Raw genomic sequence first — 26,698 nt, 5'->3', positions numbered from 1 at the left:
AGGCGACGCGATGCCGGATAAGTAGGAAATCAGCACTAACACTGCTTCCTGACGCTGGCCTCTTTACACCAGCATCGGCGGGTTGAACATCACGCTGACATGTGATTTGGTGGAGCTCCGGTGTCCCCTTGGCGCAGGCACTCAGCCCGTTCATCCCCCTTGCTCATCAATTCTGAGGTTTCATGCAAATCGAGTTACTGGAGATTCGCGACCACCTTCAACGCTTTGCACCTTTCGATACGCTGCCGCAGGCATCGCTGGATGCCATAGCCCAGCGCGTAGAAGTCAGCTATTTCAAGGCCGGTAGCGATATTCTTGAGGCGGGTGCAGTTATTCAGGACCTGCACTACGTGCGCAGTGGGGCAGTGGAGGTTTATCGCCGAAATGGTGAGCTCTACAACCGGCTCGTTGAGGGCGATATCTTCGGGCAGGCCGGCTTGCTGCGTAGCAACAAAGTTCGGTTTCCCGCTCGAGCCCTGGAAGACAGCCTGATCTACTTCATCCCCGCGGATGTGTTCGCCCAAATGTGCTCTCTGCACGATGCCTTTGCCGACTTTGTCGAGGCTGAAGGTCACTCCAGGCTCAAGTCTGCAGTCGAGGCACAGGGCCGAGCGAGTGAGCTGACCCAACTTAAATGCAGGGCCTTGATATCACGTGCTTTGGTTTGGGTGACATCCGATACTTCGGTGCATGAAGCCGCGAAAGTCATGACCGAACAAAGCGTTGCTTGTGTCGTGGTCATGGCTCCAGTGGAGGGTGAAGCGGCGAAGATGGTCGGGATCGTGACTGACAGGGATTTGCGCACCCGCGTGGTTGCTGTGGGGCGAAGCGATGTCTCTACATCCATCAGCGAAATCATGTCCCCCGACCCCGTAGCAATACAGGCCGATGACTCGGTGTTCGAGGCCATGTTGGTCATGCTGAGGCGTAATATTCATCACCTGCCAGTCGTCTACAACGGCAGTACTCTAGGGCTGATCAATCTGTCGGATATCATCCGGTACGAGTCCCAGAGCAGCCTGTACCTGGTCAACCGAATATCCAATCAGACGTCAGTCGCAGGGCTGCGCTCATTGCTACGAGAACTTCGCGGAACCTACATTCGCATGGTCCGTGAGGGCGCAACAGCGCGCATGATCGGCAGTGCGATTTCAGGTATCGGCCGGGCCTTTACCCAGCGCCTGATCGAACTGGCGGAGAAAGAACTGGGCCCGCCGCCAGTGCCTTATTGCTTCATGGTGCTGGGCTCTATGGCCCGGGATGAACAGTTGCTGGTGACCGACCAAGACAACGCCTTGGTCCTGGATGATGGGTTCGATCCCGCTCTGCATGACAGCTACTTCCAAAGCCTGGCCACATTCGTCAGTGATGGCCTGGCAGCTTGCGGATATAGCTATTGCAAGGGTGGAGTCATGGCGACCAATGATCAATGGCGGCAGCCGCTGCGAGTGTGGTGTGCCTACTTTGATCAGTGGATCGAAACGCCGAATGCCGCGACGCTACTTAACAGCAGTATTTTTTTCGATCTGGACGGCGTGTATGGCCAGCTTGAATTGGTCCAGGAGCTCAAGACGTTGTGCGCGGAGAAATCCAGGACTCATCCCGTATTTCTTAACGCTATGGCCCGAATCGCGCTAAACCGCACCCCGCCCTTGGGGTTCTTTCGTACGTTTGTAGTAGAAACAGACGGCCAGCAGAAGAGAATTATCAATTTGAAGAGCAGGGGTACGGCCCCGCTAACCGACCTCATCCGCATACACGCTCTGGCCTGCGCAAGCACGGCGCAGAACTCCTTTGATCGTCTCGATGCGATCAGTGCCACCCAGCTCATACAGCCCGATGCGGTGGAGCATCTGCGATATGCATTGGAGTTTTTGTCCATGGTCCGCATCCGGCATCAGGCAGACGCGCTCGAGCAAGGTGCGACGCCGGATAACTACATTGAGCCAGAGCGCTTTTCCACCAGTGAACGGCACAATCTTAAAGAGGCGTTCAAGGTTTTGAGCAATGCGCAGAACTTTCTACGGTTTCGCTATCCGGGCAAAAGGCGTCAGTCGTGATGAGGGGTAGCAGATCTGCTCGCAAACCTGAAGCGCTGGACTGGGCGGCCAGGTTTCAGGTATTGGCGAAGAACGCCATCCATCCTTGCCTGCACACATTCTATGAAGCTGGAACCGTTGCCGCGCAGACACCCATAGAGCAAGTGCAACTGCTTGCGATGGATGTGGAAACTACCGGCCTCAACGCCCAGGCCCACAGCATTGTCAGCATCGGCCTGATACCTTTCACCTTGCAACGGGTACGTTGTGGTCAGGCATTGTATTGGGTGATAAAGCCGCCATCAGAGCTGAACGGACAATCGATCACCTTCCACCACATCACCCATAGCGATATTTTGCATGCCCCCCCACTGACTGAGATTGTGGAGGCTCTGTTGGGCGCCATGGCAGGAAAAGTGATGGTCGTACATTACCGAAATATTGAGCGAGGCTTTCTTGATCAGGCATTTCGCCATTATCTAGGAGAAGGGCTGCAATTTCCGGTCATTGATACAATGCAACTGGAAGCACGAATGCATCGACAGAAACCGGGATGGCTCGACCGGCTTCTGCTCCGTCCTCAGCGTTCGATAAGGCTGGCTGACAGCCGCGCACGCTACAACCTCCCGAACTACCACGCCCACCACGCGCTAACCGACGCCCTCGCTACTGCTGAGTTACTGCAGGCGCAAATAGCCAATAACTATTGTCCATCCACTCCCATCGGGGCGTTTTGGGATTGATCTGTTGCTTTGATCAATCAGACGTTTTTCCACAAAGATCCAAGGTCTCCTATAACGTTAATAGGGTTGGTTTTCGAAAGAAAATGGAAACATTGCAACCCGTGCCTTCGTTTAAATGGCGTGGTTGGTAAGGGTAGCGAGAGCGCTGTCATTAGGTACTGAGGCTACATGGATCGTGCGGGAAGGATGGGCGAAACTGACGCCCAGCTTAGTGAAAGCCTCCAGTATCCCAAGGTTGATTTCCTGCTGAACATCCATGTAAACGTTGTAACTTGGATCCAGCACGATGTAGACAGTTTCGAACTCTAGCGCGCTATTACCAAAGGTCCGTAAATGGGAGCGATCAAATCTGGCTTTATTTTGATCCCCGACGATATTCTCGATAAGTTTTGGAACTTCTCTGGCTTGTTGAGGGGAGCAGGCATAGGTGAGCGCGATTTCAAATACAATACGACGCTCTTGAAGTCGCTTGTAGTTTTGTATCGTACTGCCGATCATTTCTGCGTTTGCCATCACGATCTGTTCGCCACCCAGACTACGTATCCGGGTTGTCTTCAGGCCCACATGTTCTACGGTACCTGACAGCGAACCGACAACAATGAAATCCCCAATCTCAAAGGGCTTGTCTACAGCAATAGACAGTGAAGCGAAAACATCGGCCAGTATATTCTGGACAGCCAGCGCAATGGCAATGCCGCCGACACCAAGACTGGCGACGAAGGCAGTAATGTTTACACCCACGTTTGAAAGCATGGACATCACGACGATGACCCATAACAATACTTTCGCTCCCCACACACTCAACGTCGCCAGCGCACTGCCTTGGAAAGTTTCACTGGACCCGTGACGTCGGAAGTACCGGGATAGCGCGAGTGCAATAGCCCGATTCGCCCACAGGCCAACCTGCAGCGCCGCGACAACAAACCAAAGGCTGCCGACTCTGGCCAACCAACGCTCAGGCAAGTCAAGTACGCCGATGCCTATCAGTATCGATGCAAGTAGCAACAGGGTGTTACTGGTGCCTGAAAGCACTTCAATCGTGATATGACTGATGGGGGCGTTGGGTTGTGATGGTTTCGCCTGGAGTTTGGTGAGGAAAAAACCGATGACAGTCCTGGCGCACAGGAAGCTTATCGTTGCAGCTAGAATAGCTAACGCCCAGTTGGCAAGTGCAATGCCTAAGAGCTGGTAGTGTATAAAAAAATCGATAGTTTGTTGAACCATGCCGTCCTCAGTAGAATCCTGCGAGGGCGTAACAGCGGTACGCCTCGCAGGTAAAGTAAATTCAGATTCTCGTAGCTCAGCAGCTCATCAGGATCTGGGCTCAGACATCAGGCCCTTGACCAGCGAAATACAGCCCAGCATCAATACAATTGCGAACGGCAGGCCGGTTGAGACCGCCATCGCCTGCAACGCGACCAGGCCACCACCGAGGAGCAGGGCGATAGCGATTACACCCTCAATGACCGCCCAAAACACGCGCTGTGGGACAGGTGCATCGACTTTGCCACCGGCTGTAATAGTGTCGATCACCAGGGAGCCGGAATCCGAGGACGTGATGAAGAAGACAATGACCAGGATAATTCCCAGGAACGAGGTGATTTCCTTGAGCGGTAGGTGCCCCAGCATCGCGAACAGTTTGAGCTCCAGGACGGCATCCTTGACCCCGACAAAGCCCTGGACAGTGGCTTGATCAATCGCTGTTCCACCGAACGTTGTCATCCACAATACCGAAACCAGCGTAGGCACCAGCAATACCGAGACCAGAAACTCTCGCACGGTTCGACCGCGACTGACGCGGGCGATAAACATCCCGACAAAGGGCGACCAACTGATCCACCACGCCCAGTAGAAGGCAGTCCAGCCTTGGGTAAATTCGGTGTCGGTGCGTCCGAAGGGGTTGGACAGTGCCGGTAGATACTCGGCGTAGGTCACCAGATTCTTGAAGAAGCCAGTAAAAATCGCCAGGGTCGGGCCCACTACGATAATGAACAAAAGCAAGAGCAGCGCCAAACCCATGTTGATCTGGGACAGCATCTTCACGCCCTTGTCCAACCCTGCCAGCACCGACCAGAGTGCGATCAGGGTGATACCGATGATCAGCAAGACTTTGCTTAGATTTGTGGACTTGATACCGAATAAGTACTCAATCCCCGCGGCCGCCTGTTCTGCGCCAATCCCCAAGGATGTCGCCAAACCGAACAACGTGGCGAAAACCGCGAGAATATCGATGATGTGCCCTGGCCATCCCCAGACACGTTCGCCCAGTAATGGATAGAAAATCGAGCGTATTGAGAGTGGTAGGCCCTTGTTGTACGAAAACAACGCCAGGGACAAGGCGACAATCGCGTAAATCGCCCAAGGGTGCAGTCCCCAGTGGAAGATCGTCGAGGCCATTGCCAGGTCGGCGGACATTTTCATATCGCCTGCAGCGCCTGCCAGCGGTGCCCAGTCGGTGCGAGCTCCATTGGCGTCAAGGGTGACACCGCCCATTGAAGCTGCGTAGTGCGACATAGGTTCGGCAACGCCATAGAACATCAAACCGATGCCCATGCCGGCAGCAAAAAGCATTGAAAACCAGCCCACGTAAGTGTGGTCTGGTTTGGCATCTCTGCCGCCGAGGCGGACCTTACCCAGCGGAGACACAATCAGCGCCAGGCACAGCACAACAAATACGTTGGCCACGCTCATGAAGAACCAGGCAAGGTGGCTGGTCAGCCAGTCGCGGACCGAACTGAAAAGGGGTTCAACTTCATTCTGAAGCGCTAACGTCAAAATGACGAACAGCAATATTGCCGCTGCCGAAATGATAAAAACTTTGCCATGGATATCGAGCGAGAAAGAAAAATCACCTTTGATGTTGTCTTGACCGATGACATAGTCGGTATCGATCAGATTAGCTGCTCCGCTGGGAGCAGGAATGCCGTCCTCACTGACGTGCTGAGGATTGATCGGTGGTTCATCCTTTGGGTTTTGACCCATGAGAGCCTCCTTGGTTAGGGCACGTTCTGGCGTGCATTTGTATTGATGCTCTCTGTTCGGATGGTAGAACGGGATAGATGGTTCCCTATTCTGACCCGCATTGCCAAAAAAACCGGTTGATCAGCCATATTGGATATCAGCTACGACTCGTAGCCGCAGAGCGGCTGCCAATGTCCGGTTTAGTCAGCGATGGGTTAGCCCGTTTGGCAGTTTTCAGCTCAACCATTGAGTCTGTGGGATGATTAAGCGCTGCCGGAACGCTGCAAGCTGTCAACCACTCCACTGGCATTAGTCTCCAAAGATCCTGCAGCAGCGCCAAAAAGGTCGAGAATGAAGAGTTTCAACGTATCCCATGTGCGTGCCCACCAACCGCCTGAAGCCTGAGCCTCAAGTGCAATCAAAGGCCGGGTCGCCAGCTTCTTGTCACCCTCGTAAAGCGTCAGAGTACCGACCACTGCCCCCATGGCAATTGGCGCCGTAAGAGGCTCGTTGATGTTCAGGCGAGTTTCGGTTGTGCGTTTCGGATTCTTCGGCAGGGTGAGGGAAAGATCGTCCAGTAACCCAACCTGCACCGTGCGGTTTTCACCTTTCCATATCATCGGGTTAGCCAGCACTTGAGCGGCTTTGGCATAGGTCTGAGTATCGAAGAAACGGAATCCGTAGGTCAGCAGTTTTCCTGCGTCATTGGCACGATTATTTTTTGAGGAGGAGCCAAATACTGCAGTAATCAGGCGTCGCCCGTCTCGCACTGCGGAGGTGACCATGCAGTAACCCGCAGCTTCGGTATGGCCTGTCTTCAGGCCGTCAACCGAACTGTCGCGCCACAGCAACAGGTTTCTGTTGGGCTGGCGTATACCGTTCCAGGTGAAGTGCTTCTGCTTGTACAGCGAGTAGTAAGCCGACTCATCGATGATAATTGCCCGGGCGAGGCTCGCCATGTCCTGAGCCGATGAGTAGTGATCAGGCACAGGCAAGCCTGTGGGGTTCAGGAAGTGGGTGTCCAGCAGTCCAAGTTTTTCTGCAGTGGCATTCATCAGGTCGGCAAAGCTGTCTTCACTGCCCGCGATATGCTCGGCCAACGCAACACTGGCGTCGTTGCCCGAACCGATCACGATGCCTCGCAGCAGGTCTTGCACGGGCACTTGACTGCGAGGGTCAAGGAACATGCGTGAGCCCCCGGTGCGCCAGGCGTTTTCGCTGATCGTCACCAGATCATCCGCTTTGAGGCGGTTAGCCAGGATCTCATTGGTGGCTACATAGACCGTCATCAATTTGGTCAGGCTGGCAGGAGGCAGTCGCTCATGAGGGTCGTGACTGGTGATAATGTCACCGCTGCCGGCATCCATGAGTACCCAGGATTTGGCATTAAGCTGAGGCGCTGAGGGGATCATGGGGCCTGAGGGGGCAGCCAACGCCGGTAAAGCGTGAGCGCAAACAAGTGTCAGAGCGAGCCATAGTGTCGGATGTTTCACGAACATGAAGCCTTGGGTCGTCGGAAGGTCCGCCAACCTAGATGAACGATCATGTCGCCTCAAATTAACCGGGATTAAGAATTGTTTAATAAGCCTCTGGCACGACCTCACGTAGCGGGCAATCCAGTGTGATCCGGGTACCAGGGCCCTGATTCCCCTCTCCGATGTTCAAGCCAAACCCATGAAGGCGCGCAATGGCCGCGACGAGCGAGAGGCCGAGCCCGTTACCGGGTTGCTGTCTCGTGGCGTCGCCGCGATACAGGCGTCGGGTAACACTGTTGCGTTCGTCGATGGGGATGCCCGGGCCATTATCGAGCACTTCGATATGCACACTGTGCTCCCTTGGCACGCAGCTCAACTGGATTTCACCGCCCGCCTGAGTGAACTTGATCGCGTTATCTATAAGATTAACGAGCGCCTCAAACAACAGCGAGACATCGCCTTGCAGTGTCGGGCATTCATCCGTTATCAGCAGGATCAACCGCTGGCCTTTTTCCTGGGCCAGTGGCTCGTAGAATTCGTGGGCCTGTTGTAGTAGTAGCCCTGGCGCAAACGTGATGAAAGCCGAGCGCCGCCGGGTATCTTCCAATTCTGAGATACGCAGCAGGCCCTGGAATCGGGACATGATGGACTCGCTCTCTTCCAGCGCCAGATTCAGCGTGTCGGCGTAGCCCTGTTCTAGAGGTAACTTTTGCAATTGATAAAGCCGTGCACGAAGCCGGGTCAGCGGTGTTCGCAAATCGTGTGCAATACCATCGCAAACGCTTTTGACCTCCAGCATCAGTTGTTCGATGTGCTCAAGCATGGTGTTTACGGCATGGGCAAGCATGTCCAGTTCGTCGCGACGATCAGAAAGTGGCAAACGCTCGCCCAGGTTGCCCGAGACGATGCTTTCAGTGCTGCGCTGTAATTTCTCCACCCGGCGAATGGGGCGCCTTCGCAGCAGGCGCCAGCCTATCAGGCCGGGGATCAGGGTCAGTGACAGTCCCCAGAACAAAGCCTGCCCGATGATGCCTCCGACGGCCGCAATCGAACCCCCGTCACGAGCCAGAATCAAGATCCTGCCGTCAGCCCGGTTTTGCCTGAGTGCGTAGCTGCTGCGGGTTTCCTCACTGGGCAGGGCAATACTCAAACCACGCTCCAGATAATGGACGAGGCCGTCGTCAGGAAGTGTCGCGCGTAGCCTGAGCAGATCTCCCGTGATGTGCCTGCCATCCGCTTCGAACAGGCCATATGCGTCGATCCCTGGGACGGAATACGCATCGTTGCTGGACAGTTCAGCCAGCAGTGTGGCGTCGTCCACCTTCTGGTAATAATGCGCACGCTGCATCAGCGTGCGTTCGGCGACAGTGCCCAGATAGGCTGAAATCTGCCAATACAGCACACCGGTGAATACCGCGCACCACGCCACAAAAAACAGCGCATATAAACCGATCAGGCGGCTATTGCTGGAGCGCCAGCGCTCAGTTTTTTTCAACCAGAACATAACCTGACCCGCGAATCGTCTGGATGGCCGGAGCGCCATCAGCTTCTATTTTTTTGCGCAGACGTCCGATATGCACGTCGATAATGTTGGTGCCTGGGTCGAAGTGGTAACCCCATACTTCCTGAAACAACATGGTACGCGTGACCAATTGTCCAGCGTTACGCATCAGGTAGGTCAGGAGCTTGAGCTCGGTGGGAAGGAGGGCGATTGCATCGCCGTTGAGTGTCACGGTCTGTGTTATCAAGCCGATGTGCAGGCCGCCAAAGTTCAGGCAGTGGTCGGTGCTGCCGGGCGCAGGATCTCTAAGCAGGACCTCCACCCGCGCGATCATTTCCACCATTGAAAACGGTTTGGTGAGGTAATCGTCTCCTCCGGAGCGCAGACCGCGTACGCGCTCGTCGATGTCCGACAAAGCGCTTATCATCAGAACCGGCGTTTGAATTGCCAACTGACGTAACGTGCTGACGATGGTCAGCCCATCGTAGTCGGGCAACATGCGATCCAGGGTGATCACCTGGTGGCCACCGGCGATTGCCATGGCAAGGCCTTCGCGTCCGTTGTTGGCCCACTGCGTACTGAAACCATGGGCACTAAGCTCGGCAATGATCGCCTGTGCCGTGACGTCGTCATCCTCGATGACCAGTGCACGATTCATTCGGGTCTCCAGGCTGAGAAGGGCATGCATTCTAACGGCAACTGCACCTTGAGCCGGTACGTTTGTCCATTAATCTAAATTTTTCTTAATGCGAGTTAACGCGGCGCGAGCCGGCGCTTGTTTTAGCGTGAAGGTTTTCCCATCCGAGGAACTGCCTGCCGTGCGCTTTTTATTCAAACCTGTTTTGTTGTCCTGTGTGTTGTTAAGTCCGGGCGTCAGCTATGCGGATGATGCGCCGCAAAACACACCCGTGACCCTGACGCTTCTCAGTTCCAGTGGCGTCATGGGGGCGGTGCAGGCCATCGCTCCTGAGTACGAAAAAACCACTGGCGTCAAGCTCGCCGTCAAGGCTGCTCCACCCAGAGGACCGAGCCCGCAGGCGATTCCCAATCGCCTTGACCGCAATGAGCAAGCGGATGTGGTACTAACTGTCGGTGTGGTGCTGGACAAGCTTATTGCCCAAGGCCAGGTCGACAAAAGTACACGGGTCGATCTGGGTAAATCATTCATCGCCATGGCTGTGCTTGAAGGTGCCGTCAAGCCCGATATCGGCAGTATGAAGGCGTTTCGCCAGACCTTGATCAGCGCCGATTCGGTAGCTTATTCAGGCAGCTCAGGCGGCGCTTATCTGTCTCACTGGCTCTTCCCGCACATGGCGCTGGATCAGAACTTCAAGCTCAAGAGCAAGGCCGTCCCCGACGAGCCGGTGGGTAACGTCGTGGCCCGTGGTGAGGCTCAGTTGGGCGTTCAGCAGTTGAGTGAACTCATATCGATACCCGGTATTGATATCGTTGGCCTGATTCCTGATAAGGCCCAGCAAATGATTTTGTATTCGGGCGGTGTGTTGAAAAACAGTTCACATCCTGCCGAGGCCATGGCTTTGCTTGACTACATGGAATCGGACAAGGGGCGCGAAGCGCTTGAGCAAAGCGGATTGAAACCCATCCACTAGCCGCGTTTGCGTTTGCGTTTGCGCTGGCCTGGCGGTAAGGGCAGTACTCTATTTCGCAGAGAATTTTTCTGGTAATCGCAGCCTCAGTTTGACGTACAGGTCCAAAGCTCTATGGCCGCGTCACGGGCATTGGGTGCTCCGACCCATTTGCTCATCAAATGGCAGGAGTCATCGAAGCACAGCTCGAAGTCGCCAGCTTCCGGCGTTCGCCCAAGCTTCAGAGGTTGCAGGGGGGGCAACTGACGGTGGTAATGCCAACTGCCATTTTTGAGCTGAGCGCCTTGTGGTATATCCATGCCCGCGCCAGTGCCCCGAACTCGGGCCTCCCCCAACAACAGGCCCAGCTCGGTGACGCGATAGTCTTCCTCCCAGCGGATTTTTTCGATGGTGTGGTTCCAGGCGAGCGTAAAGGTGGAAATGGGAAGTTGGGCCCAGACCACACCGGCAAGGCCCAGACACAAGCCGATCATGCTTTCGCCAAGCCTGTCTGGCGAGCGCGCCAGTAGTGTAGGGCGATGACCAGTATGCCTAGCGCAAAGCCGATCTCATCGGTGAACGGCAGAGCCACTACCAGTAAAGCCCCGGCGATGAAGCTCAGCGAGCGCTCCCATATTGGCATCTTCTGTTGCAGATACCCGGTCGAGGCCATGCCCCACAGGCCCACTGCCAGTGTTGTCTTGATCAGCATGTAAGCCGTCATCCACAGATTGTCACCTTGCAGCATAAGCGCCGGGTTGTAGACCGCCATGAATGGAATGACGAATCCAGCCAGCGCAATACGCACCGCCCACAGACTGATCTTGAATCCTGTCTCCTTGGCAATCGGCGCAGCGGCAAAGCAGGCGAGGGCGACCGGTGGGGTCAGGTCTGCAAGGATGCCGAAATAGAACACGAACATGTGCGACACAATCAGTGGAACCCCCAACTCCAACAGGGCCGGTGCGGCTATTGAACTGGTGATGATGTAGTTGGGAATGGTCGGGATGCCCATGCCCAACACCAGGCAGGTGATCATGGTCAGGATCAGCGACAGCAGCAGATTGTCCCGGCCAATCGCCAAAATGTAGCCAGCGAAGGTCGATGCAACGCCGGTCAGTGACACCACACCGATGATGATGCCGACTAACGCACAGGCAATCCCTACCGGTACGGCGTGGCGTGCGCCATCGACCAGCGCGTGCAGGCAGATGGTCAAGGTGTCCCGGCCACCCTTGATGAACCAGCACGCCGCCACCAGAACCGCTATGACCGCAAAGATCACAGCGATCCCCAACTGGAAGAAACCGACGCACAGCACGCCAAGCGCAATCCAGAAGGCGCAGCGCAAAGCGAAGCTGGACACCCTGAGAATGATCGCCGAGCCGAGGATCACGATAGCGGTCAATGCCAACCCGACCATGCCGGAGAACAGCGGGGTGCGCCCGGAAAACAGTAGATAGACCAGCACCAATAGTGGAATCAGCAGGTACCAGTTTTCCTTCACGGCACCTAACGCGCTGGGGCATTGGTCTTTGGGGAGTCCCTGGAGATTGGAGCGCTTGGCTTCCAGATGAACCATCCAGAACACCGAGCCAAAATAGAGGATGGCGGGGATCAATGCCGCCTTGGCGATTTCCACAAAAGGGACGTTGATGGTTTCGGCCATGATGAACGCGACTGCGCCCATCACCGGCGGCATCAATTGGCTGCCCATGCTGGAGGTTGCTTCTACGCCCCCGGCGAATGCTGCCCGATAGCCGAAGCGCTTCATCAGCGGAATAGTGAACTGCCCGGTGGTGACGACGTTGGCGATGCCCGAGCCGGTGATGGTGCCCATCAGTGCCGACGAAACTACCGCTACCTTGGCTGGCCCCCCGGTTTTGTGCCCGAACAGCCCCATGGCGAAATCAGTGAACAGCTTGATCATGCCTGCCTGTTCAAGGAACGCACCGAACAGGATAAACAGAAAGATGTAGGTGGCGGACACGTAAGTCGGCGTGCCGTACAACCCTTCGGTGCCAAAAGACAGCTGGTTGACGATCTGGTCGAAGCCATACCCTCGGTGTGCCAGGTCGCCGGGCAAGTATTCACCCAACAACCCATAGGCCAGGAACAGGCCACAGATCATCGGTAATGCAATTCCCATTACCCGTCGGGCGGCCTCGAACACCAGTGCAATCAAGACCAGCCCGATCACCATGTCGCTGGTTGTCAGATCGCCCGAGCGCTGAATCAGATCCGCCTCAAATACCCACTGATACAAAGCCGTGACAATACCGGCCAGGCTAAGTACCCAGGCCAACGGCTGCCAGGGACGATTCCTGCCATAAGCCGGATAACTCAGAAACACTACCCAGAGCAGAAACCCCACGTGTACGGCGCGCAAGATCTGACTGGAAATCGGCGCAAACGCGGCCGTGATGATCTGAAAGATCGAAAACGCCAGCGCCACATAAAATAAGGTTTTTGGCCAGTCCCGCGGGTTCGCGGGAATGCCGTGATGATCTTCACTCATGTCCTGCCTGCCTCATGACCACATTGAAATCGAGCGATGTGCGGGCGCAGCGGCACTGTGCGCCGCTGCGCCTTGGTTTGTTAGAGCACGCCTTTTTCTTTGTAGTAACGCTCGGCACCTGGATGCAGCGGGATGGGCAGATTTTTGGCTGCATTTTCCAGCTTGATGTCTTTAGCCGCAGAGTGAGAGTTGCCCAGACGTGTGAGGTTTTCGAAGATCAGCTTGGCCATCTGATAGGCAACCTCATCGGGTACATCATCACGGGTAACGAGGATATTGGTAATCGCGACGGTCGGGACTGCCTCTGGCTGTCCGTCATAGGTGTTGGCGGGAATCATTGCGCTCTGATAAGCCGCGTTACCAATTTTCGCCACCACATCAGTGGGGATGGAGACGTAGTTCAGCGGCATGACCGAGGAAAGGTCGCGTATGGCCGCCATGCCTAGCCCGGAAGATTGCAGGGTTGCGTCCAGTTGTCGGTTTTTAATCAGCTCGACAGATTCGGCAAAAGGCAGGTATTGAACCTTGCCCATATCCTCATAGGTCAGCCCCGCGGCCTTGAAGATCGCCCGTGCGTTCAGTTCCGTGCCTGATTTCGGTGCCCCGACCGATACAGTTTTGCCTTTGAGGTCTGCCAGGGTCTTGATGCCCGATTCCTTGCTGGCCACGATTTGAATGTAATTGGGATAAGCGCCTGCAATCGCGCGCAACTTGGTAAGCGGTGTTTTGAAACCCGCGTCTTCCACTCCATTTTTGGCGTCCGCAACCGAATCACCGAGGGCAAAGGCCAACTCACCACGCCCGGACTGCAGCAGGTTCAAATTCTCCACCGATGCCTTGGTGGCCTGAACCGAGGTCTTCACTCCAGGTATGGCTTCACCGTAGATTTGCGACAAGGCAACCCCAATCGGGTAATAAACCCCGCTGGTGCCCCCGGTGAGTATGTTGATAAACACCGGTGCTGCTTGCGCTGCGCTGGTGACTGCCAGGGTGGCCGCGGCGGCCAGAAGGGTAAAACGCTGTGTTACTCGCATTGGGAATGCTCCGTCTTGTTATGGCTTTATGCAGAGTCATTGCACTGTAGTCGATGCAGGCGAAAGAAGGTGGCAAGTTGCTAGCCAATCTGTACGCAGGTGTTTCGCGAGGCCTTTACGTTTGAACCGCAGCCTCGATCATGCTTTTCTTCCAGCATTTCATGGCCAGCTCGCATCATTAGCACCGAGGACGTCATTCTGGCGGGGCGAGGGGACTTACACCATCAACTGGCGGGCCAGTGCGCTGAGTTGGTCTTTGTCTTCCGGCAGCGCAAGCGCGATGTTTGCGCGTTTGAGCAGCAGATCCGCGTGCTTGGCACATTGCTCGTGGAATACGCCTGGATTTATCTGCGACAGGCTCACAAGAGCCTTCATCAAGCGCAGATCCACTTCGATTAAAGCCGCGCCATCTCTGGCGATCGGTGCGAAGAAGTCATCGAACAGGTCATCCACTGTCAGGCCACGCAGGTAAACCTGCTCGCAGTCTGAATCTATCTGCGAAGTCGTGAGTTGTGGTTTGCCCCAACACGTCAGGGTTCTGACTCCACGTCCAATGACGTCAATGGCCGTCCCAGGGTCATTGACTGCTGGTGAGAGGGCGCGTGAAGCAATTTCGGAAAGCACCGAAAGTCCGAACCGTGGGTCGTGTTCGAAAGTTCGTCGGACCCCCAGCGTCACAGCCCCGAGAATTTTTTCAGCCAATGGATCTTGATCGTCAACCCTGCCGTTGTTCAAGGCCACTGTGTGAGCAAGTGGCAAACCCAAGTGCACGAAGCTCCCCGGGAGAATTTCCATATAGATTTGCAGCTGATGCTCTTTGGCGATGAGGCCCAGTGCGTGCACGTCAATGTGCTGCACGTAACCGGTGTCGCGACTTTTTACCGGTTGGGCGCAGGGTGCAAGCACGCCATCGATGGGGTAAGCCGATGCGCCCATGCAAGGCCATTGGATCCTGCTGCTGATGGCTTCCATTGCAACGTTCTCGACACGGTCAATGGTTTCGCCTACACGCCCGAGCTTGGACAAATGATCGATCCAGCGCAAAAGCGTATAGACGATCAGGATCACCACCGCGATGGTTACGGCAAACAGCAGCACTCTGCCTTGTCTACCGTAGGCTCCAGTGCTGAGCGCAATGATGCCGACCAAGCTGAACAGAAATGAGCCAATAAAAGTGGCCAGCGCATTTTGTGTGGTGGTGTCTTCCATCACCAGCGTGGTCGCACGTGGCGTAACGCCGCTGCTCGCAGCGCCATAGGCAGTCACCATCGTACTTAGCGAGAAGGTGGTGACGGCCAGCATGCTGGAGGCGATGATTCCCAGAATCTTGTCGACAGCGTCGGCACCGATCCGGGTCGGCAGCGACTCGGGAATGAAATCTTTGAAGGCAACCGCAAGCAGCGCAGTTGCCACACCGAGCAGCGAAAACAGGCTGGCTCTGAACCACAGTCGCTTGGTCAGTTGATTAAGCAGCCAGCGCCAACGAGCGATCATAGTTCGTACCTTCAATAGTAGGGCCCATCGTGGGGAGGCCCGTTCAACATCAGTGATGTGTGCCATCACGCTATGGCCTGATTGAGTGTTGCCTAGGGCAGAAGTTTCATGCCACGACGGGAGATGGCAATTTGCATCTCAACCGCCAGCTTCTTATCATCGCGCTGGGTGCGTTGTTGCATACGGCACTGCGCAGGTTAAATGCAAACGTTGGTCGGGCCGCCAACGGAGTGTTCTCGTGTCTGAAAAAAACTCCGCCTCACCTGCCATCCCTCGTCCTCAGGTTTTAACCGAACGTGCGTTCTCAGCATTGGAGCGGTTCTCCCACATTGAAGCGGTCAGCGGCATTGTCCTTCTGCTTGCTGCCCTGGCGGCGCTGATTTGGGCCAACAGTCCAGTTGCCGATTCCTACGAGCATTTCTGGAATACGCAGATCACCTTGGGGTTGGGCGATTTTAGCGTCTCTCGCTCACTGCATTTTCTGGTCAACGACGGCTTGATGACGATCTTCTTCTTGGTGGTTGGTGCTGAAATACGTCAGGAGATCAAGGACGGTGCACTGGCAAATATGAAACTTGCGACGTTGCCGTTAGGGGCGGCGCTGGGCGGTGTCATGATGCCGGCAATCATTTACACGCTGCTCAATCACGGCAGCGAGGCGAGTGCTGGCTGGGCTGTGCCTACCGCGACCGACATCGCGTTTGCTGTCGGGGTACTCGCACTGTTGGGCAAATCGATCCCAAGTGGCGTACGCATTCTGCTGTTGGCACTGGCAATTATCGATGACATTGTGGCCATTTTGATCATCGCGATTTTCTACACCGCTAGCCTTGATTATCTTGGGCTGGTCGTCGCCTTGGGCGGTTTGGCACTGGTATTGGTTTTACAGCGAATGGGTATTGGCAAGGCGTATGCCTACGTTGTGCCCGGCGCGATTGTCTGGTTTGGCCTGCTGAAAACCGGGGTTCATCCAACACTGGCGGGTGTGATACTCGGGCTCATGACGCCGGTGAACTCCAAGCCGACAACGGAGCGTCCACTGGAAACAATCGGACGGACTTTTCATGAGTTGATGGATCGCTTTTCTCAGGCCAAAGACAACCCGCAGGCCGTAGCTGAACCGCTTAAGCAATTGCGCCTCGCCCAGCGTGAAGTGCTGCCTCCCGTACAGCGAATCCAGGTTGGGTTGCACCCATGGGTGGCGTTTGGCGTCATGCCACTGTTCGCTCTGGCTAACGCAGGGGTGAGCTTCGCGGGCGCCAACCTCGACGAGGCACTTTCACAGAAAGTGTTCGTGGGCGTGATGTTGGCGTTGGTGCTTGGCAAGCCGCTGGGCGTCATGCTGGCCAGCGTGGCGCTGGTCAAACTGAACATTTGCAAGTTACCCGATGGCGTGACGTGGAGTGGGGTAGGGCTGGTTGGGCTGTTGGCCGGGATTGGCTTCACCATGTCTATCTTCATTGCATCGTTGGCGTTTGCCGATCCTGCATTACTGTCATCCGCCAAACTCAGTGTGCTGGCAGCCTCATCTGTTGCTGCGGTCATCGGGTTGATCTGGGGGAAAATGACGTTCCATAAACGGAGCGTGAGCGCGTCATCTTCCCCTGATTGAAAGACCTCAATTGCGGTTGTTACAGCAGCTTGCCGGGGTTCATCAAGCCGGCAGGGTCCAGCGCCTGTTTGAGGGTTCGCATCAATTCCAACTCCAGGGGCGCCTTGTAGCGCAGGGCGGCATCGCGTTTGGCCTGGCCGAGGCCATGCTCGGCGCTGATGCTGCCCGCAAAGGCTACAGTCGCGTCGTAAATAACGTGCATGATCGCTTCGGCTTGCGCCTTGAAAGGGGCGTCCTGCGCGCCGATCGGTTTGCTGATGTTGTAATGCAGGTTGCCGTCGCCCACGTGCCCGTAAGCGACGATACGCACGCCCGGAAAAGCTTCCAGAAGCTTACGGTCAGTCGTTTCGATGAACGCCGGAATGCTGCTGACAGGCACGCTGATATCGTGTTTCAGGCTCGGGCCTTCATGGTTCTGGGCTTCGGATATGCCTTCGCGTAACGCCCACAGCCCCGCGACCTGTGTCTCGTTGCTGGCGACCACAGCGTCGAGCGCCTCGCCTTGTTCCAAGGCTTCGCTCAGGCCGTTTTCCAGCATTTGGGCCAGCGGCGCATCAATCAGCGTATCGCTGAGTTCGATCAATACGTACCAAGGGTGGACTTCGTTGAACAGGTCGTTGCAACCGGCCACGTGCTGTAAAACGAACTCCACACTTTGTCGGGACATCAATTCAAAGCCCGTCAGGCGGTCGCCACACAACGTGCGCATACGACCGATCAGGTCGACCGCCGCCTGTGGGCTTGGCAACGCCACCCAGGCAGTGGTCAGGCTGCGCACGGCAGGGAACAGCTTGAGCACTGCGGCAGTAATGATCCCCAAAGTACCCTCCGAACCGATGAACAAGTGCTTGAGGTCATAGCCGGTATTATCTTTACGCAGACCGCGCAAACCATCCCACACTCGCCCATCCGCGAGCACCACTTCGAGCCCCAGGGTAAGGTCGCGCATGTTGCCGTAGCGTAATACAGCAGTTCCGCCAGCGTTGGTTGCCAGGTTGCCGCCGACGGTGCAACTACCTTCGGCGCCAAGCGACAGAGGGAAGAGGCGCCCCACCTCAGCAGCGGCCTCCTGCAACCGCTGCAGGATCACTCCAGCCTCTACCGTAATAGTTTCATTGGCCGGGTCGATGGCGCGGATAGCGGTCATCCGCGTCAGCGACAGTACGACCTGAGTGCCTGAGTCGTCCGGAATCGAGCCGCCGCACAGGCCGGTATTACCACCTTGGGGCACCAGGGCGACACCAGCCTCACGACACAAACGTACGACCTCAGCGACCTCGGCGGTACTGGCTGGACGCACCACCAGCGCAGCTTGGCCGCGATAGGCGTTGCGCCAGTCACTCAGATAGCTCTGCATGCGCTCGGCATCGTGGATCAGGCCAGCCTGGCCGACCACCTGCTCGAGTGCCTGTATCAGTGCTTTACTCAAATGGCTCATGACACGCTCCTTTTATTGTCAGCCCGGAAGAAAAGGGCACTGACTCGTTCATTCGGTTGCCGGCGTACGGACCGGCAAATCGTCAAGATCAATCCGGTGAATGCGCCCCACCACGACCAGATAGAAAAACACTGCCAGCAAGGCATTGGCGGCGACGTAAACCAGCGCCGAATCAAATGAGCCGGTGCGACTGACCAGGTAGCCGACCACGATCGGTGTGGTGATCGCCGCCAGATTGCCAAAGGTGTTGAACAGACCGCCTGAAAGGCCGATGATCTGGCGCGGCGAAATATCGGCGACCAACGTCCAGCCATGCGAGCCGAACCCCTTACCGAAGAATGCCAAGGCCATAAGCCCGACCACGGCGGCGTCACTCTGAACGTAAATGCACAGCACCATGCTGCTCGACAGCAGCAAGCCGCAGACAATCGGAAGCTTGCGCGCCAGTGTCAGGGAATAGCCCCGACGCAACAGGCCATCCGATATCAAACCGCCCAGGACGCCACCCACGAAACCGCTGATTGCTGGCAAGGCGGTGAAAAAACCCGCGGACAAAATCGTCATGCCGCGCGCCTGCACCAGGTAGACGGGGAACCATGTCAGGAAAAAATAGGTAATCGCGTTGTTGCAGTATTGGCCTAAATACAGGCCTATCAGCGTGCGGTGGCTCAGCAGTAATTTGAAGTAACGCCACTGCGAACCGTTTGAATCGCCAACGCGTGGTTCAAGATCCATCAACCCGCCGCCGGATTCGATATGGGTGAATTCGGCGTGGGTGATTGTCGGGTGCTCACGCGGTCCATGGATGACTCTGAACCAGATGATGCTGAACAACAGGCCAAATCCACCCAGCACGATGAATACGTACTGCCAGCCCATCGCCTGGACAACCCAGCCCATCAAGGGCGCGAAGATCGCGGTGGCGGAGTATTGCGCCGAACTGGAAATGGCCGTCGCTGTGGCGCGCTCTGCGCTGGGAAACCAGGCGGCAATGATGCGTGCGTTGCCCGGGAAGCAAGGTGCCCCGGCAAAGCCAACGGCCATCCGTAGGAGAAACAGGCTGGCGATCGTCCAGCTCAGCGGCAATACACCGACCAAACCCTGCAGCAGGGTAAACAGCGACCAACTGAACAGCGCGATGCCATAGACCCGCCGCGCGCCAAAGCGATCACATAGCCAGCCGCCAGGAATCTGACCAATCACGTAGGCCCAGCCAAAGGCCGAGAAGATGTAGCCGAGGGTCAAGGCATCGATCCCCAGATCCGCCTGCAAGGCAGAACCGGCAATGGACAGGCTGGAGCGGTCGGCGAAGGTCACCGAAGTGACAAAAAACAGCATCAGCAGGATCGAGTAACGGACCCGGCCCGGTTTGGTTGCAAGCATCTGAGTTGATCTTCCAATGATCGAACAAGCCTGCCCCGACCCAATCCACCGCTGGCAGGAGATAGGCGTGCATGACATTGTCCTGTTGTTATTTTTGTTTTCGGCTCAGCGAAGCTGACGGGTGACGCTTGCTTGCCTATTCAGGTTTAGCCTGAGCAGCTTGGCCCAAGGCTGGCTAAGTTATCGTACGACTCGAAAAATAACATCCTTTAACTTTCCTTCGTTGCTCGTGACTGACTCATTTGTGATCGTGCGGTTCGAAACCGGCCAGGGCTTATGTTCAGGAGTTAACGCAGCACAGTTTGAGCGTTTTCCAGCTTTCGATTGCACATTGACAGCAGTGCGTCCGCTTGGTAAAAAACACTCAAGTCATACGACAACATATGACATTCCAATAATAATAAATTGAGGTCAAACCATGCTAACGACCCTCGCTATTCCCCTTGAGAGCACCAAGCAGCACTCCCGAAATCGCCGTCGACTCCTCAATTCGCCCGTTCAGGCCTTGGCACGATTGACCCGCCAGGCTCAGCAGAGCGCGGAACTCAGCATTTTCTTGTCCCCCGAGAATACTTCGCCACTGAGCAGTTGGGTAATTGCTGCTTGCTCACCTATCGGATGTCAGCTCATTGTTTCTGATACTCGCACCAGCGGTGCTGTTTGCGCCGAACACGTCTTGATTACCTCCTGCGCTAACCATTGATAACGGCTATTCGTTTACAGGTCGGCGCATCGACATAAATAGTTACAACTTCAGCCGAGCCCATGAGTTCGGTAGTTTTCTAAAACCGGAGCATTCCAATGATAAAAACACTACGCGTCTCCCTTCTCTCTGCCCTCGTTGGCATGGGTGCGATCACCTCACACAACGTCGCGTTCGCAGCTGACGTTAAATGGCCGACGCGTCCGGTGCAGGTCGTGGTGATTGCCAATCCCGGCGGTGACACCGACTTCAACGCACGCATGATGGCCAAATATTTCAACAAGATCACCGGCAAAACCATGGTGGTGACCAACGTCGCCGGTGGCGGGGGCACGCTGGCTGCCGAGCAGGTCAAGAGCGCAGCAGCGGACGGCAACACCATTCTGTTTACCCATCCAGGCCAACTGATCGTCAACGAAGTCGCGGGCCTGTCCGATGACAGCTTCGAAGCGTTTGACGTTTCCTGCATTGCCGGTGTGGACAAGGGCGCGGTATTCGTGGCCTCCACTCAATCCGGAGTGACCAGCGTCAAGGACCTGATTGCCAAGGCCAAGGCCAAGCCTGAAAGTGTCATCTACGGCACCGAGATGGGTAGCTTTTCTCATATCCAGGGCCTGATGTTCGAGAAAATCACCGGCGTCAAACTGAAAATGGTCGATGCGGGCACCGTATCAGAGAAAGTAGTCGCACTACTCGGCGCGCGCATCGACTTGGGCGCAATCAGCTACGGCTCTGTGCAGGACTATGTCAACGGCGGCCAAATGGTCGCTCTGGGCCAGCCTAACGCCGAACGCAACGCTATGCTGGGTAATGTCCCGACCTTCAAGGAACAAGGGGTCGACTTCACCATCGACAAGCCTTACGTCGTAGCGTTTCCAAAGGGCACCGACGCAGCAATCGTGACCAAGATGGCTGACATCATGAAGCAGATCACCGAAATTCCCGAGTACGCCGAGGAACTGAAAAAATTCAAGCAGCCGGTTGCTTACTATGGCACCGAAGAGTCCAGGAAAATCCTCGCCAAGACCCGTGACGACTTCATGCAGTTCAAGGATGCTCTGCGCACCAAGTAACACCTGAAGCTGGCTGGCTTGAGCGCCAGCCAGCTTCACTTGGACTATTTCCCGAGGTTTTTCGATGGCCACTTGCAAGAAAAAAGAGCTGATTATCGGCGCTGCCATGCTCGGCACCGCACTGGGCTATTTACTGATGACCCTTAAACTACCGGGCCACTCCGGTATCGATGCCGCTTTCGTTCCAGTCCTGCTGGCAGGGATGCTCTGCCTGCTTGCCGTCATACAGCTGTTCGGCGCTTTTTCTACACCACAAGCACCTGCCGACAACCTCCCGAAGATCGATGCAGAGGAGACGAACAGCGCTATTGATGTAAAGACCGTGGTCAAGACCCTGGCTTTGATCGTGGGCTATATCGCGCTGATGAACCCGATAGGGTTTCCGATCATGACCGTGATTTACCTGTATCTGCAATTCATCGTGTTGACGCCGCTCGATCATAAGGTACGGCACGTTACCTACGCCCTGATCGCCTTGACGACCTCGGCTGTCATTTATCTGCTGTTCCGCGAGGCCTTCGATTTGATGCTGCCCGCTGGCCTGACGAATTTCTAGGAGTCTTGAGCATGCTCGACTTGTTGCAGCAAGGCTTCGGTGCCGTCTTCTCGATCAACATCATGTTACTGATGGCCATCGGCGTGGCTGTGGGCATCGTCTTCGGCGCCGTGCCCGGCCTGTCGGCTACCATGGCCGTCGCGTTGTGCCTTCCGCTGACTTTTACAATGGGGCCCCAGGCGGGTCTTTCGCTGCTGGTGTCGCTGTTTATCGGTGCCACGTCAGGGGGGCTGATTTCAGCGATTCTGCTGAAAATACCCGGAACGCCGTCTTCTATCGCCACGGTGTTCGACGGTGGGCCGCTGATGGAGCAGGGCCATGGCGTCAAAGCGCTGGGCATCGGTATCGTCTTTTCTTTCCTGGGGACCCTGTTCAGTATTGCGGCGCTGATGTTCATCGCTCCGGAGCTAGCCAAGGTCGCGCTACGCTTCGGTCCGCATGAGTATTTCGCGATCGCGGTGTTCTCCTTGACCCTGATTGCCACGCTGTCTGCGGGCTCCATGGCCAAAGGGCTGTTTGCTGGGGCATTGGGCTTTGCCGTCTCTACCGTAGGTATTGCTCCCGTTGAAGCGATCCGCCGCTTTACCTTCGGCTTCCCCGAACTAAACGGCGGCTTTTCCATGCTCACGGTGATGATCGGCATGTTTGCTGTGGCCGAAATCATCAAGCTTGCTGAAAATGGCCGTCACGCCAAACAAGGCAAGGCACGCTCAGTCAGCATGAAAAACATCAAAGGCTTCGGCTTCTCGCTCAAGGAGTTTCGCGAGCAGCTGCCGAACGCCTTTCGCTCCGGGTTAATAGGCTTGGGCATTGGCATTTTGCCGGGCATCGGTGCCGGTACTTCCAACCTCGTGGCTTACATCATCGCCAAGAAGCGCGCCAAAGACCCGGACTCCTACGGCAAAGGCAATATCGGTGGCGTCGTAGCCAGTGAAACGGCGAATAACGCCGGTATCGGCGGCGCCATGATGCCGTTGATGACCCTGGGTATTCCCGGTGACACTGTTACCGCGATCATGCTGGGAGGTTTTCTGATTCACGGCATTCAGCCAGGACCGCTGCTGTTTATCAGTCAGGGTCCGCTGGTGTACACGATCTTTGCTGCATTGATCGTCGCCACCTTCATGATGCTGTTCATGGAATTCTACGGCCTGCGCCTGTTCATCAAGCTGCTGGATGTGCCTAAACATATTTTGCTGCCGATCATTCTGGTGCTCTGTGTGGTCGGGGCGTTCGGCTTGTCCAGCCGCCTGTTCGATGTCTGGTCGATTCTGTTGTTCGGTGTGCTGGGTTATGGGTTCGTCAAGGCCGGCATGCCAGCAGCACCGTTTATCATCGGCTTCATTCTGGGGCCTATGGCTGAAACCAACCTGCGTCGCGGGCTGATGCTGTCGGATGGCAACTTTCTGTCATTCCTCTCCAATCCTATCGCCGCCTCGTTCCTCGGTCTGGCGCTGGTCTTCATTATCTGGCAGGTCTATAGCGCCATGCGTCCGAAAAAGAGTGTTATCGACGAGATCCTGCGCACTTGATCTAGAAGGCGTTGAGTTAAAGCGAATGCCTCACTCGCATCGATCTGCGGATCGATGCGCTGTAAAATCAGCATCCGTATGGCAATCCCGAGAGTGGTCGGCCCCTATTAACCTGACAGTGATTAAGTTGCTAAAATTGGTGGGCACCCGCTGGGACCCAGGTACTAATTCGAAAGAAACGATGAGGGGCCGCAATGCTGGAGCTTGCATTTAGCATTCTCCTGCGGTGCGCGCGGGCAATGTGGAACGCCAAACCTCGAATCACCAGACTGGCCGAATGGTGCGCTAATGTTGCTAAGCCTTGAAGTTCGCAGTTACGAGAGGGAAAACCCTCACCACCACCATGACCACGCTCAATTGGTACTGCCGGTTCGTGGCCGAATGGAGATTGACGTGGACGGTCGCGGGGGCTGCATTGATCAGTCATTAGCCGCGCTTGTAACGCCCGGCTCGGTGCATTCGCAGCACACTCATGTCGATAGCCGTTTTTTGGTTTTGGACTGTGCACGGACAATGCTGGAGACACTCGAGATGGGGCGTCTGGCTCAGAGAATATACTTGCCTATTTCTCCGGCGACCCGGCGGCTTATCGAGTTCGCTGAGCTGATAGGTAATGAGCAACTTTCCATCAGCGCCTCACAGCTGGCCCCTCTGCTTCTCTCGTCCCTTGGCTCGGATACCTCATGGTTTTCATCCCCCATGGAGCAATTGATCGCCAGCCTGCGGGCAAATCCTGGAGCAAACTGGAGCAACGAGGTCATGGCTCAAGTAGCAAACATGAGCATGAGTCAACTGCACCAGCGATTCCGCCAGTTGTTTGCCATGAGTCCTCAAGTCTGGTTGACCGATTTACGCATCCAGGAAGCTCAACGATGGTTGCGTAGCACCTCATTGCCGATAGCCGAGATTGCTTTGCGTGCAGGTTTTTCCGACCAAGCATCGCTTACCCGAACCATGCAGCGTGTGAGCGCCACGACCCCGGCGGTTTATCGCAAAGCGCAAAAACAGTCTGGGTAAAAAAGCCCACAGTTACCGACAATACTCTCCAAGTCAGCTGCTCCAGACTTCTTGCTTTACGCTTTGGAGCGCTGGTGAAATGTTTGCTGATCGATTACTGCTGAAGGGCATCGGCTACGGTGTTTGCGCGGGTCTATGTTGGGGAGTGATTTTCCTCGGCCCGCAGCTAACTCCGGGTCTGAGCGGTTTGCAATTCGCAGTTATAAGATTCCTCTGCTATGGCGCGATCTCGGCGGCCCTGCTTATGCCGCGTTGGCGGCGCGTATGCGTCAATCTCACGATGGCCGATTGGAAGTCACTCTTCTGGCTTAGCCTGATCGGGAACCTCATCTACTACTCGCTGGTGGGCACGGGTGTGCAGTTGGTTGGCATTGCCACAACTTCCCTGATTGTCGGACTCATCCCGGTGTTCGTAACCTTGGCAGGTCGTAATGACGCAAGCGCTGTTTCTTTGCGCAAGCTCTTCCCCTCGCTGTGCTGCGCTGTAGGTGGAGTCGTACTTATCAGCTGGCGGGCGCTGATCAATAGTGACAGGCCCGATACGTTGACAAATATTGCCGGGATTCTATGCGCGACAGGCGCATTGGTGACGTGGAGTTGGTTCGCGGTGAGCAATGCCAGGCGGCTGGTGCAGGTAGCCAGTGTTTCCTCGCACGACTGGGCCCTGCTGGCAGGGCTCATGACGGGGGCTCAGTCACTGCTTTTGGCAGTGCCTGTCTTTGGGTTTGAGGCTGGTACCCATAGTATCTCCGAATGGCTGGATTTTCTCTGGGTGGCCGCAGGGGTAGCACTTTTGTCTTCGGTTGTGGGAGGCGCATGCTGGAATCAGGCGAGCCGACTGTTACCGCTGGCACTCAGTGGGCAAGTGCTCGTGATTGAAACGTTGGCCGCACTTGTTTTTGGATTTTTATGGGAACATCGACTACCCGATAAATATGAGCTGGCGGCCATTGCACTGCTGGTTACCGGTGTCGTCTGGTGTCTGAATTGTCATCGTGCTCCCCTCCATTTCCCGGCCGCTTAGCTCGTACACTGACCTTGGGTACGTTGCGCACTGGCTTGAGCGAGATCGAGATTCTGCGCAAGCGCGCTTGAGACGAAGTTACTCAGTAAAGGATCATCAAAACTCCACCAGGCGGCATTACTGGTGGGATGCGCTGTAATATCTGGCTTGCCGGTGGTAGTCCGGACCTGTGGCGCAGCTCGACAGTGGGCCGGTACTCAAAACCGGTACGTACGTACAAAGCGGGCGCATTGAAATTCCTTGAGTTGATCTACGCAGTGACTATGTTACGGTTAAGTCACTGGTTCTCAATAAATGTTTACAGAGCTAAGCTGGAAATATGACTAATCAAATCAAGACGCCGCCATCGCGCGGTCCATCCGACCATAGCGTCCGCGATCAGGTTGTAGAAGCGGCAACACAGCATTTCGGACATTACGGCTATGAGAAAACCACGGTCTCCGATCTTGCCAAGGCTATCGGCTTTTCCAAGGCTTACATCTACAAATTCTTTGACTCCAAGCAGGCCATTGGAGAGGTCATCTGCTCGAATCGGCTTGCGATGATCATGGCCATCGTGAACTCGGCAATCCGCGATGCGCCAACAGCTTCCGAGAAGCTGCGCCGCTTGTTCCGGTCGCTTGTGGAAGCTGGCAGCGATTTGTTTTTTCACGACCGAAAGCTCTATGACATTGCAGCTGTCGCAGGCCGCGATCATTGGCCTTCTGCCGCGGCGCATGACGAAGACCTTCGCCAGTTAATCCAGCAAATTCTACTTGAGGGCAGAGAGTCGGGTGAGTTTGAGCGCAAGACTCCGCTGGACGAGGCGGTTCAGGCGATTTACCTGGTAATGCGGCCTTTCATCAACCCGGTGCAGTTGCAGTACAACCTGGACATCGTGTCGACAGCTCCTGTGCATCTCTCGGCTCTGATACTGCGAAGTCTAGCGCCTTAGGTGTGTGACTATTGACTAAATTGGTCACTATCTGGAGAATCGGTTCCCTGCTCACTTAATTGAAGTAAGGGGTCC

21 protein-coding genes and 1 pseudogene are annotated in these 26,698 nt (G+C 55.8%); 10 read left to right on the top strand and 12 right to left on the bottom strand.

The genetic code is table 11. The features are described 5' to 3' along the window. Window positions 1-182: 182 nt before the first annotated feature. Entirely contained in the window at window positions 183-2,060 is a 1,878-nt protein-coding gene (locus AABC73_RS16320; RefSeq protein ID WP_341520071.1) for a DUF294 nucleotidyltransferase-like domain-containing protein, read from the top strand. Continuing rightward, window positions 2,060-2,782: a 3'-5' exonuclease gene (locus AABC73_RS16315; protein WP_341520070.1), complete on the top strand. Its 723-nt coding sequence runs from the start codon at window positions 2,060-2,062 to the stop codon at window positions 2,780-2,782. Before AABC73_RS16320 ends, AABC73_RS16315 begins: the two co-directional genes overlap by 1 nt. Before the next feature lie 111 nt (window positions 2,783-2,893). Here AABC73_RS16315 and AABC73_RS16310 read toward each other — a convergent pair whose 3' ends face one another. From AABC73_RS16310 to AABC73_RS16290, 5 genes are all read right to left on the bottom strand, one after another. Beyond that, window positions 2,894-4,006: a mechanosensitive ion channel family protein gene (locus AABC73_RS16310; protein WP_341520069.1), complete on the bottom strand. Its 1,113-nt coding sequence runs from the start codon at window positions 4,004-4,006 to the stop codon at window positions 2,894-2,896. 87 nt (window positions 4,007-4,093) lie between these two features. Continuing rightward, on the bottom strand, window positions 4,094-5,764 hold the full coding sequence (locus AABC73_RS16305; RefSeq protein WP_341520068.1) for a BCCT family transporter: 1,671 nt from the start codon (window positions 5,762-5,764) through the stop codon (window positions 4,094-4,096). 242 nt (window positions 5,765-6,006) lie between these two features. Beyond that, window positions 6,007-7,242, bottom strand: a complete 1,236-nt coding sequence (locus AABC73_RS16300; RefSeq protein ID WP_341520067.1) for a D-alanyl-D-alanine carboxypeptidase family protein — start codon at window positions 7,240-7,242, stop codon at window positions 6,007-6,009. 79 nt (window positions 7,243-7,321) lie between these two features. Further along, entirely contained in the window at window positions 7,322-8,722 is a 1,401-nt protein-coding gene (locus AABC73_RS16295; RefSeq protein WP_341520066.1) for a HAMP domain-containing sensor histidine kinase, read from the bottom strand. Next, window positions 8,700-9,377, bottom strand: a complete 678-nt coding sequence (locus AABC73_RS16290; protein WP_341520065.1) for a response regulator transcription factor — start codon at window positions 9,375-9,377, stop codon at window positions 8,700-8,702. The genes AABC73_RS16295 and AABC73_RS16290 overlap by 23 nt, the downstream gene beginning before the upstream one ends. A 160-nt stretch (window positions 9,378-9,537) precedes the next feature. Between AABC73_RS16290 and AABC73_RS16285 the strand changes: the two genes are divergently transcribed. Then, entirely contained in the window at window positions 9,538-10,329 is a 792-nt protein-coding gene (locus tag AABC73_RS16285; RefSeq protein WP_341520064.1) for a substrate-binding domain-containing protein, read from the top strand. A gap of 83 nt (window positions 10,330-10,412) precedes the next feature. Here AABC73_RS16285 and AABC73_RS16280 read toward each other — a convergent pair whose 3' ends face one another. From AABC73_RS16280 to AABC73_RS16265, 4 genes are all read right to left on the bottom strand, one after another. Further along, window positions 10,413-10,799 carry a DUF1850 domain-containing protein gene (locus AABC73_RS16280; protein ID WP_341520063.1) on the bottom strand — a complete coding sequence of 129 codons (387 nt, stop codon included), beginning with the start codon at window positions 10,797-10,799 and terminating at the stop codon, window positions 10,413-10,415. Beyond that, a complete protein-coding gene (locus AABC73_RS16275) occupies window positions 10,796-12,823 on the bottom strand; it encodes a TRAP transporter permease (RefSeq protein ID WP_341520062.1) in 2,028 nt (675 codons plus the stop codon). Before AABC73_RS16275 ends, AABC73_RS16280 begins: the two co-directional genes overlap by 4 nt. Window positions 12,824-12,903: 80 nt before the next feature. Beyond that, entirely contained in the window at window positions 12,904-13,857 is a 954-nt protein-coding gene (locus tag AABC73_RS16270) for a TAXI family TRAP transporter solute-binding subunit (RefSeq protein ID WP_341520061.1), read from the bottom strand. Between the two features lie 216 nt (window positions 13,858-14,073). Next, window positions 14,074-15,351, bottom strand: a complete 1,278-nt coding sequence (locus AABC73_RS16265; RefSeq protein ID WP_341524257.1) for a DUF2254 domain-containing protein — start codon at window positions 15,349-15,351, stop codon at window positions 14,074-14,076. A 238-nt stretch (window positions 15,352-15,589) separates the two neighbouring features. Here AABC73_RS16265 and nhaA point away from each other — a divergent pair, with 238 nt between their 5' ends. Further along, window positions 15,590-16,963, top strand: a complete 1,374-nt coding sequence (gene nhaA, locus AABC73_RS16260; RefSeq protein ID WP_341524256.1) for a Na+/H+ antiporter NhaA — start codon at window positions 15,590-15,592, stop codon at window positions 16,961-16,963. 19 nt (window positions 16,964-16,982) lie between these two features. Here the strand turns inward: nhaA and AABC73_RS16255 are convergent, their stop codons facing one another. Then, window positions 16,983-18,401, bottom strand: a complete 1,419-nt coding sequence (locus tag AABC73_RS16255; RefSeq protein ID WP_341520060.1) for an FAD-binding oxidoreductase — start codon at window positions 18,399-18,401, stop codon at window positions 16,983-16,985. 48 nt (window positions 18,402-18,449) lie between these two features. Then, window positions 18,450-19,784: an MFS transporter gene (locus AABC73_RS16250; RefSeq protein ID WP_341520059.1), complete on the bottom strand. Its 1,335-nt coding sequence runs from the start codon at window positions 19,782-19,784 to the stop codon at window positions 18,450-18,452. A gap of 801 nt (window positions 19,785-20,585) precedes the next feature. Here AABC73_RS16250 and AABC73_RS16245 point away from each other — a divergent pair. The 5 genes from AABC73_RS16245 to AABC73_RS16225 all read left to right on the top strand — a co-directional run bounded on the left by AABC73_RS16245 (window position 20,586) and on the right by AABC73_RS16225 (window position 25,689). Next, the gene (locus tag AABC73_RS16245) at window positions 20,586-21,560 is read left to right on the top strand and encodes a tripartite tricarboxylate transporter substrate binding protein (RefSeq protein ID WP_341520058.1); all 975 of its coding nucleotides are present in this window, start codon (window positions 20,586-20,588) and stop codon (window positions 21,558-21,560) included. A gap of 64 nt (window positions 21,561-21,624) precedes the next feature. Continuing rightward, on the top strand, window positions 21,625-22,116 hold the full coding sequence (locus tag AABC73_RS16240) for a tripartite tricarboxylate transporter TctB family protein (RefSeq protein ID WP_341520057.1): 492 nt from the start codon (window positions 21,625-21,627) through the stop codon (window positions 22,114-22,116). 11 nt (window positions 22,117-22,127) lie between these two features. Then, window positions 22,128-23,648, top strand: a complete 1,521-nt coding sequence (locus AABC73_RS16235) for a tripartite tricarboxylate transporter permease (protein ID WP_341520056.1) — start codon at window positions 22,128-22,130, stop codon at window positions 23,646-23,648. 288 nt (window positions 23,649-23,936) lie between these two features. Further along, the gene (locus tag AABC73_RS16230) at window positions 23,937-24,665 is read left to right on the top strand and encodes an AraC family transcriptional regulator (protein ID WP_341520055.1); all 729 of its coding nucleotides are present in this window, start codon (window positions 23,937-23,939) and stop codon (window positions 24,663-24,665) included. Between the two features lie 79 nt (window positions 24,666-24,744). Further along, a complete protein-coding gene (locus AABC73_RS16225) occupies window positions 24,745-25,689 on the top strand; it encodes a DMT family transporter (RefSeq protein WP_341520054.1) in 945 nt (314 codons plus the stop codon). Between the two features lie 23 nt (window positions 25,690-25,712). Here AABC73_RS16225 and AABC73_RS16220 read toward each other — a convergent pair. Next, window positions 25,713-25,920: pseudogene (locus AABC73_RS16220) on the bottom strand (TolC family protein); the annotation flags it as partial. 88 nt (window positions 25,921-26,008) lie between these two features. Here AABC73_RS16220 and AABC73_RS16215 point away from each other — a divergent pair. Further along, window positions 26,009-26,623 (top strand): TetR/AcrR family transcriptional regulator, encoded by a 615-nt coding sequence (locus AABC73_RS16215; protein WP_341520053.1) that lies wholly within the window; start codon window positions 26,009-26,011, stop codon window positions 26,621-26,623. Window positions 26,624-26,698 lie beyond the last annotated feature (75 nt).

Source organism: Pseudomonas sp. G.S.17 (assembly GCF_038096165.1).
Taxonomy (GTDB): Bacteria; Pseudomonadota; Gammaproteobacteria; order Pseudomonadales; family Pseudomonadaceae; genus Aquipseudomonas.
This window is presented reverse-complemented; position numbering and strand designations above follow the sequence as displayed.